The sequence below is a fragment of the Marinobacter denitrificans genome (assembly GCF_008795955.1).
Lineage (GTDB): Bacteria > Pseudomonadota > Gammaproteobacteria > Pseudomonadales > Oleiphilaceae > Marinobacter > Marinobacter denitrificans.
The window spans coordinates 1-8755 of the sequence record NZ_VMHN01000020.1; the positions used below are offsets into that span (position 1 = coordinate 1).

An 8755-nucleotide genomic window follows, 5' to 3' on the forward strand; every position below is an offset into this window, starting at 1 on the left:
CTACACAGGCTCCATGTGACAAGCTTGCCGCAGGCAAGCGCAGGACGCCGGAGCCCTGCGACGGCGGGCCCGAAGGGCCGAGCGCGGCAGCGCGAGCAAAGTAGGTCATCGTCAGGCTCTTAATACCGAAAACCCCGACAGCGTAAGCTGCCGGGGTTTTTTATTGCCTGAATGGAAATCTGTTCCTTCCGCCGGCGTTGCCTTCCAAATCTATGACACCGCTCACAGTGACAACGTGTAAACGACGTTAATATTTGTCAAGAACTGGCCAAAAAACAAAAAACGCCAGCGAAGACGATACAAGTGTTCAGAGACACTCATCCAGAACAACAATAAACCGCGTTGAAAAAGGCGGTTAATGGTGAGATGTGTCTATGAAACGTGTTGTTTGGTCTTCCTTGATAGCACTGTCGCTTGCTCCGCCAGTGGCAGCGGAGCTGCAGCCAATCTCCGACAGCGATATGTCAGAGGTGACTGGCCAGGCATTCATCTCCGTTGATCGCCAGTACCACCCGGACGAATCCGATACCACCTCCTATACCCGGGTCAACCTGGGGATGGATATCGATATACAGACCAATGTGGATGTCCTGGAGCTCGGACGCTATGACAGGGATGGCGAGAAGACAGGTACGTCTGACGTCTACATCGAGGATTTCGCCCTCGGGTACATCAACAATCAGGCCTACTTCGACCGCAACCCGAAAGCCCCCCGTCAGCTTAAACCGGATGGCTCTGCCTATGGTGAAGGTGAAATTGTTCCGTTCAATATTGATAACCCTTTTCTGGAATTCGCCTTCGACGAGACCGCTCAGGAAATTGTCGGCTTTCGCCTGGGCTTCGGCGAATCCATGGGGATTTTGTCCGGTAAGATCGAAACCCTTACCGGCAATGTTAACGTTGACATCGTGGACCGGGGAGAAGGGCTGAGTGAGGCGAGCTCCAGCGGAAACTTTTTTGATCAGGTGATCGTGCTGCTCACGCCGTTGCTTGAAGGGGGTAGTCCACTCCAGACCAAGGCGCAACTGGTCTATGGTGAGGAGGGCGATCCGAATATCGGGGAACTGGATCCCGTCCGTGCCGAGCATATCGGTATTCCGAACGGGGAACGATTTGTCCTTGAGGATGCCGGTGGTTTTACCCGCTGGTCGGTGAAGAACCTGATCGGCTGGGGTTCCAGTTCCCGCATAGAGGTGCCTGATTGTTCGTTCCTCAGCTGTGGTAGTGGTGATATTTATGTCTACGCTCAGGACTGCCTGGTGCTGGGCATTGACTCGTGTTTTGATCTCGATATCTACAGCAGTTTTCCTATCGGAACCGTTGAAGAGGTTGGTAATGAGCGACGCATTACCGGGCCCGCCGACGGAGCGTTTATTTCATTCCAGACCAAAGACCTCGACTGGCTAAAAGACGTCAAGAATACCAACCCGACTCCCGAGGATTTTATTCGGGCCACATCCGGTGCTTTTTTCAACATTCCGAACGGGGCGACCGAGGTGAACCTTAACGAGGCGCTTTACGGTACCGACCGTTACAGGACGGAATACATTGATCGTGGCCGGGGGTTGTTCTGATGTTTTCCTTTTTGACCCTCAGAGTTGGCCGTCCGGGATTCCCACGAATACTGCCTGCAATCCAGGCTGTCATAGCTGTCATCGCTGCAGGGCCGGCAAACGCGGAGCTCCAGGGGCTTTCGGAGCGTGAGTTAGCGGAAATCGACGGTGAGGGGATCGGCGTAGTGCTGGAGAATTTCAAGTTTTCCCACGGTACGGATGTTCCCGATGCGGCCGGTAATCAGGCCAGGATTTTCAAGATTGGAGGGCTTAAGAGCACCGATGGTCGGGAGGTCGAGATCGTCGTCAACCATCTCTATATCTCTGGCAACGGAAGTAACTACGGCCAGAACCTCAGCCCGGTAAATTTGGGGCGTCTCATCAACCCTTATCGAATCGATGTGGTAGACGGCAACGATATTGGCATCCGGGACAAGGCTGTGCTCGAGTTTGCGGCGCCGGCATTAGTAGATGCAGCCCAGGGGTATGATTGCATAAGCGCCGGCGCAGCGGCGGGGAGCGGCGTCTGTTCCAGTCGTCCGGCTACAGCGGGCTTCGTGGGCGAGCGTCCGGATATCGGAATGCAGATGAATGTCGCCGTGGGAGATGATCGCTCGGCCAATATCAATATCCATGCAAAGAGTGCCGTGATTGATGGCAGTTATCTGCGGTTGTGGGGAGATGATGACCGGCAGCAGATGGTGGGTCAGTTCAAACTCAATTTTCATACTCCCGAATTGTCAATTAACGCCTGCTCCCAGGATGGCCTCTCTTGTGGTTCCCGGATAACCATGACCAACTTTGCTCTGGAGCTGGCGATTGGTAACCAGTTGCAGCCCGTGTTTTTTGATGTGGATGGGACCGGCAACTTTGTGGTGGAGGTAGCTGCCATTGACCGGCCTGCACCTGGGAGTATCGGCGCCGACGGGCTGCGTGGCAGCAGTGATGCTGAAACCTGGGATTTCTACGAGGACTATTACACCAACCTCGATTACCGCAGCAATCTTCATATCGGCAACTTCTCCGTAGCTGACCGTGATTTCGGGTCGGCACGGGTGGAAGGCATGCTCATTCAGCACCTGGAAATCCGAACCAAGGAGCTGGCCCCATGAATACAAGATACTGGCACGCTGCCTTCGTCGTAATTGCAACGTCTGCAACAACACAGGCTGTTGCCGAGCTTGATCGCCTGGAGGATAAGGATCTGGCCGAGGTCTCCGGCCAGGGCGGCATTTATCTATCCGGCGATATCAGCATCAACGAAATGGGAGGGCCTATCGAGAACAGCTATTTCGGCCGCTGTGATGACCCGGACAAAAAGTGCGGCGCCAGGTTGGCTTATCGTCTGAAATCGGATGGCGGCTGGATGGTACTGGATGAGATACAAGGCAACTTTGCCTTCGAAGGCCTGACTCTCAGGGTTCGTTCTATTGACTCCGGATTCGGTGGCGATGGAGAGCTGTTCAATCGTGATGTTATGGAAATCGGCTTACCGGACATCGTCCGTTACAACGATGTGCGCTTCAAAATAGCTGGCAGCAATATGCCCAGGCCAACAGACCCGGGGTTCCGCCAGACAGACATTCTTGCGGTGGAAATGCAGGGTGACGTTGTCATGGAGGGAAACCTGCTGGTTTTCCCCACAGGCAACCCATAGGGAGGGGGTATGCGTTATTTTCAAAGGTATTCCTTCAGAATGAAAATGGCCTGGCCGCTGGTTTTGTCATTGTCGAGCCCCGTAACGGCTGATATGCAGAGCCTTGATGATGACGATCTCGCGGGTATCAGTGGTCAGAGCGGAATAACCCTGGAGATGGAACTGGGTATGGCCGCAGATCGGCTATCCTATTTTGATGATGGGAACGGCATCTATCTGGAGGATTTCCGGGTGGGCTCTGCAAGCCGCCCGGGGGAATCGGCTGCTCATATTATCCGGGTGGATATTACGGATGACGCTGCGCTCAACCTGGACTATCTGGTTGAAGATCGCCGGGTTGAATTCGGCGACGTTCGTCTGGCGGGCGCGCCGGGTATCGGGATGGGAGGCATATTCTTCGATCACAGCATGCAGGGCAGCCTTCGCATCCGTCCTGGCGGAGCTTACGGCTCTTCCGGTTATACCTTCGATACTGCCTATACCATGACGGGTGGCCGGCTTGGTTATCGTACCAATGGCAACGAAGTCTTTCTTGATGATGTAACCCTGGATGTGGAGGCTCTTGGCATTACCCTCGACGTAGTGGGTGGCACCCTGGAGCTTAATGCACCCCGTATTTCCGGATCCTACGATGTGGGGGCCATCCGCTACAGCAGCAATCCTGCGAATCATGGCAATACCTATGATGTCTCCACCGGCCAGCTGCTGCCTAGCTATGGGGGGCTCAGCGGGACCTTTGATCTGTCGTCGAAAACAGGAATCACCGCCGGTGGTCGGGAGGGGGAAGGTTTCCGCCTGGACAACCAGACCACGATTAACAGTGCTTCCTTTATATACCGCGATGACAACAACACGCTTGCCTTCAGGGATATTGCCGGACACTACAACGTTAACGACCTGCGGATTGATGTCACCAGGGACAGATACGGCCGCAACGCATTGGGATTGACGCTGGGCTCTCTGGATGGAGAGTTCAATATTGGTCGTATCGAGATGGGGGCCGGGGGTAAGAGCATTGGCGAGGTCAATGTCAGTTTCATGCTGCGAGATCACACTTATAACGGTCGTAGCTATACCAATGCGGTATACGTTCAGGGCGGCGGTCATCCTGACGCCGGCCCGCAGGGGCTCAGGCTGTCTGCCGAGTGGAGCCTGCAGTTAGCGGATCTGAGTTATACGGAGGATGGCAACCGGGTGATCTTCAGCGGCTTGCAATCCTGGGGGCAGGGCGATGTCACCGTGAACGTCACCCGGGACGGGGAGATAAACGGCACCCGTTTCTATGACGGCCTCAGAATTGGTTTTGAGGAAGTGAATGCCGGCTATCGCATTAATGGTCTTCGGGTAGGTAGTGATGATGCACCTTTGCAGGGAGGTACTGAATTGTTGCTCGCGCTGGGCTTCTACCCCGCCTATGAATTCGAAATGGATGGACAGGTGACTCTCGGTGCCGGCGGCGCCAGTGGTGAGGGCCTGACGATTAATTCGGATATCCGTATACGTAATGGTCAAGCCGCTATTATTGCTGCCCCTTATGATGAGGGCGAAGGAGAGATTTCCCAGAAAGGCCTGTGGATCACCGACCTGAGCTATGACGCCCATATCCGTGACATGACGGTCGACGTGACCGAAGACGGCCTCGCAATAATTAAAGGCGAAGCCTGGAGCATGATGGATGTGGGTAACCTCCGCGTGGGCGACAAGGAGGCGGGAGCAAGTTTTGGGCGCTTTGTCGTGCAGAAGTACGAAACCGGTAGCAGTATGACCATTGTTCCGGGTGGTGCCGGCGATGTCTGTGCTGGTGGTTCCGGTGTCACTGCGGCGGATTGCACCGCCTCAGGCGGTATCTGGGAGACCCGGGGCGATGAGGGCATTACCATCCGGTTGAAGCAGATATTTGCCCGGGCCGTGAGTGACTCCCGCAAGAACGCCTTTACCTGGGAGACCAATCGCCAGGCAGGCGCGAGCGGGGATCCGGTCAATAACACTGGCACCAGGCTCGTGCTCAATGATATCCACACCAGTGATGGTGGTGACTTCGATGGTGACGGCGTGGAGGACAACACCTTCGGTATACGAACGGACTTATCCGTGGATGTTTACCAGACCAAAGTGGTCAAGAAGACCGATGGTGCGGATACCCTGGGGATAACCGGCGCAAGGGGAGACGAAAAAATTATGGATCCCGCGGCTGCGGCGGGATATCGATACGTTTCATCGCCCACTGCAACGGACCTGGAAAACCGGCCGCTTGGGTTTGCGGTTCAGGCCAGAAGCCAGTTCAAGGAATTGTCTATCAACAATATCGATCTTGTGCACCCCACCGGCGGGCCGCAAACGGCGGTGTACGGCGTAAAAATGCAGAACTTCGACATCAAGGCGAACCTGACGGCAACGCCGGTCCCCTGAATGTTAGCAGGACAATTACACTCATTGCGCTACCGCTTCGGTCTCGCCCTTTGTCTTTTTGTTCTACGTGGTGTTTAATCCCGCCCTGATCCTATTCAATCACGCGGGCATGCCTTCATGAAATCCAGAGCACTCCTAGGCCTCCTGGCAGACGGGCAGGTTCATTCTGGTGAGTCCCTTGCCACCAGCCTCGGCATCAGTCGCACCGCGATCTGGAAGCAGGTTCGGCGCGCGATGGATGAGGGACTCCGAATAGAAACCATCCGCGGTAAGGGCTATCGCCTGCTGACCGAGATGGATCTGCTTGATCAGGAGCAGATCCTGCAGGGCCTGAGCGTACCCCGTCGTTCTGCCATCGAGTTAATAGTTCTGGACGAGGTGGATTCCACGAATGCCGAAATCGTGCGGCGACGCCGCGAATCCGGGAGTGGCCGGGTTCCTGTTTGTATAGCTGATTGCCAGACCGCTGGCAGAGGCCGGCGTGGCAGGCAGTGGCAAAGCCCCCGGGGCCAGAATCTTTACCTCAGCCTGGGGCTGACCTTTCGGGGAAGCTTTGCCATGCTTGACGGGTTGAGTCTGGTGCTGGGCGTTGCCGTTGCTGAAGCGCTGGAGCAGCAGGGCGTACCGGACGTGGGGCTCAAATGGCCCAATGACATCTTTCTCGCAGGAAGCAAGCTCGCTGGTATTCTCGTGGAGCTCCAGGGAGAGCTTGAGGAGGGGGTTGTGCAGGTGGTGGCCGGTATCGGTATGAATGTTCACATGACCGATGCTGCCGGTGTCGACCAGGCGTGGGCCAGTCTCGCCGGGGTCCTGCCTGAACGCCAGTGGTGCCGGAACGAGGTGGCAGCATCGGTCATCGAGTCGGTCCTGGGAGCTGTGGATGAGTTTGCCGGGAACGGTTTTGGCGATTTCAGGGAGCGTTGGCAGAGCCGTGACATATTTTCCGGAAAGGCGCTGGTGGCAAGTCAGGGTGAACTCGCTGGAACCGGTCATGGTATAGATGATTCCGGCAACTATCTGATCTCCGATGGCGACGAGCTGGTCAAGGTTCGTGCTGGCGAAATAAGCCTGCGTGTACGCTCATGAAGTTGCTGATTGATGCCGGAAATACCCGCATGAAATGGCAATTGCTTGCCGGAGGGAAGGTCCTGGAAAAGGGTTTTGTCCGCCTGGAGGAGGGCGGAGTTTTCCCCGAGTGGGCCCCCTGGAAGGATTCTGTTGAACGCATTGCAATATCGACCGTGATAGCCGAGGACCGGCGTCGCCAGCTACAGGCGAGGCTTGAGGCCACATTCAGTGCTCCCGTTATCTTTCACTGGGCTGAAAGCCGCCGTGGCAAACTGGTCAACGCCTATAAGGACGTACACCGGATGGGGGCGGATCGCTGGCACGCCATGTGTGGGGGCTGGCAGGCGACAGGGGCCGCCGGTTTTGCGGTTGTGGACGCCGGCAGCGCCATTACTGTTGATTACGTTGCCAGGTCCGGTGCCCATCTGGGTGGCTACATCCTGCCCGGCAAACAGATGATGCTCCGTTCCCTCAAGCAGGATGCTGCCAGGATCGGGTTCGACAGCCTGGATGCGGAACAGGCCACCCCCGGAACCTCCACCACCGAGTGCGTCCAGCATGGGCTGGTGTGGCTTCGTGAGGCCATGGTTACGCGAATACATCGGGACTGCAGCCATTTCGGGCTTGATCGGGTTCTGGTGACCGGGGGGGACGCTTCGGGCCTGATCGGCGCCGGCCTTTCTGCCATCCATGCCCCCTACCTGGTCCTGAGCGGGCTTGCTGCCGTTGATGGGGAGTGGGAGCCGGAATGAAGTGGCTTGCTCTTGGTCTGTTGTTGATTAATGGGGCGCTCTGGTTTTATGGAGACAGCTTTGTTCCCAAGCGTGTCGCCGTGGTGTCAGAACGGCAGGCCCTGCCCAGGGTCGCGGACCTTCGAACTGTATCCCCTGCCAACCAGGAGGCGCAGGTGCCGGAGCTGCCGGTTTCATCGGAAGCGGCGCTGGGCCAGGTAGAAACTGTGGTGGAGCCAAGGGAGCCCGTATCGCAGCGCTATTGTGTTCGGCTGGGCTGGTTTGAGAATGCTGACGCTGCGCGAGAAGCCTACCTCTCGCTTGGGAGCCCCGGGGGAGCGTATGAAATCCGGGAAGAGGAACGGGAGTTGACGCCATTACACTGGGTGATTGTTCCTCCCCAGCCTACAGACAGAGCGCTGGCGCTGTTCCGGGATCTTCAGCGCCGGGGTATTGATTCCTACCTTGTCAGGCGGGGTGAAAACAAAAATGCCATTTCCCTGGGTCTGTTCGAGTCGAGGCGGGCTGCTGAAACGGTACTTGAAGAAAAAAAACGTCAGAATCTCAATGCAATACTGGCCAACTTCCCCCGAAATCAGATAAGCTACGCGCTCGTTTTTGAGGACGAACTGATGCCGGATTCCGGCGCAGTTGAGGCGGCAGAATTGGATTATGCGGACAATTTCGACCTGGTCGAAATCAGGCGTTGCGAAGGTGTTGCAACAGCCTCTGAAAATCCGTAGTATACCGCCCTCGCTGAAGAGGCGAATGTGAGCTGGCGTAGCTCAGTTGGTAGAGCAGCTGACTTGTAATCAGCAGGTCGGGGGTTCGATTCCGTCCGCCAGCTCCACTTTTTAGTTTTAATCAGGTTCGCCGTTGGCGAGACTGACTCGGAGGGGTTCCCGAGTGGCCAAAGGGATCAGACTGTAAATCTGACGCGAAAGCTTCGCAGGTTCGAATCCTGCCCCCTCCACCACTTAATTGCTCGCGGGCATCGTATAGTGGCTATTACCTCAGCCTTCCAAGCTGATGACGCGGGTTCGATTCCCGCTGCCCGCTCCAATTTGTAGTTGTGTTGAAAGCGCTCATGTAGCTCAGTCGGTAGAGCACATCCTTGGTAAGGATGAGGTCACCGGTTCAATTCCGGTCATGAGCTCCATTATTTGTCCGGTCAACGTCACGGTCTGGTTGATTAGGGAGATAGGTCGAATGTCTAAAGCAAAATTTGAGCGTAACAAGCCGCACGTAAACGTGGGCACCATTGGTCACGTAGACCATGGCAAGACCACGCTGACAGCCGCGCTGACTCGTGTATGTCACGAAGTGTGGGGTACTGG

Annotated in this window: 8 protein-coding genes and 4 tRNA genes; all 12 read left to right on the forward strand. The window is 56.2% G+C overall.

Going from position 1 to position 8755, the window contains the following annotated elements:
• The first annotated feature begins 374 nt into the window (after positions 1-374).
• Positions 375-1574, forward strand: a complete 1200-nt coding sequence (locus FO268_RS22455; protein ID WP_150995390.1) for a hypothetical protein — start codon at positions 375-377, stop codon at positions 1572-1574.
• On the forward strand, positions 1574-2665 hold the full coding sequence (locus tag FO268_RS22460; protein WP_150995391.1) for a hypothetical protein: 1092 nt from the start codon (positions 1574-1576) through the stop codon (positions 2663-2665). Before FO268_RS22455 ends, FO268_RS22460 begins: the two co-directional genes overlap by 1 nt.
• Positions 2662-3210, forward strand: a complete 549-nt coding sequence (locus FO268_RS22465) for a DUF6160 family protein (protein ID WP_150995392.1) — start codon at positions 2662-2664, stop codon at positions 3208-3210. Before FO268_RS22460 ends, FO268_RS22465 begins: the two co-directional genes overlap by 4 nt.
• 39 nt (positions 3211-3249) lie before the next feature.
• On the forward strand, positions 3250-5619 hold the full coding sequence (locus tag FO268_RS22470) for a DUF6160 family protein (RefSeq protein WP_191967040.1): 2370 nt from the start codon (positions 3250-3252) through the stop codon (positions 5617-5619).
• A 117-nt stretch (positions 5620-5736) separates the two neighbouring features.
• The gene (locus FO268_RS22475; protein WP_150995394.1) at positions 5737-6705 is read left to right on the forward strand and encodes a biotin--[acetyl-CoA-carboxylase] ligase; all 969 of its coding nucleotides are present in this window, start codon (positions 5737-5739) and stop codon (positions 6703-6705) included.
• A complete protein-coding gene (locus FO268_RS22480) occupies positions 6702-7439 on the forward strand; it encodes a type III pantothenate kinase (protein WP_150995395.1) in 738 nt (245 codons plus the stop codon). Before FO268_RS22475 ends, FO268_RS22480 begins: the two co-directional genes overlap by 4 nt.
• Positions 7436-8161: a hypothetical protein gene (locus tag FO268_RS22485; protein ID WP_225316968.1), complete on the forward strand. Its 726-nt coding sequence runs from the start codon at positions 7436-7438 to the stop codon at positions 8159-8161. Before FO268_RS22480 ends, FO268_RS22485 begins: the two co-directional genes overlap by 4 nt.
• Positions 8162-8192: 31 nt before the next feature.
• Positions 8193-8268: transfer RNA gene (locus tag FO268_RS22490), tRNA-Thr, on the forward strand.
• 42 nt (positions 8269-8310) lie between these two features.
• Positions 8311-8394, forward strand: a tRNA-Tyr gene (locus FO268_RS22495).
• Between the two features lie 11 nt (positions 8395-8405).
• A tRNA-Gly gene (locus FO268_RS22500) sits at positions 8406-8480 on the forward strand.
• 21 nt (positions 8481-8501) lie between these two features.
• Positions 8502-8577 (forward strand) — tRNA-Thr (locus FO268_RS22505).
• Positions 8578-8627: 50 nt separating this feature from the next.
• Positions 8628-8755, forward strand: a 128-nt coding sequence (locus FO268_RS22510) for a GTP-binding protein (RefSeq protein ID WP_227716620.1), incomplete at its 3' end; no start/stop codon positions are given.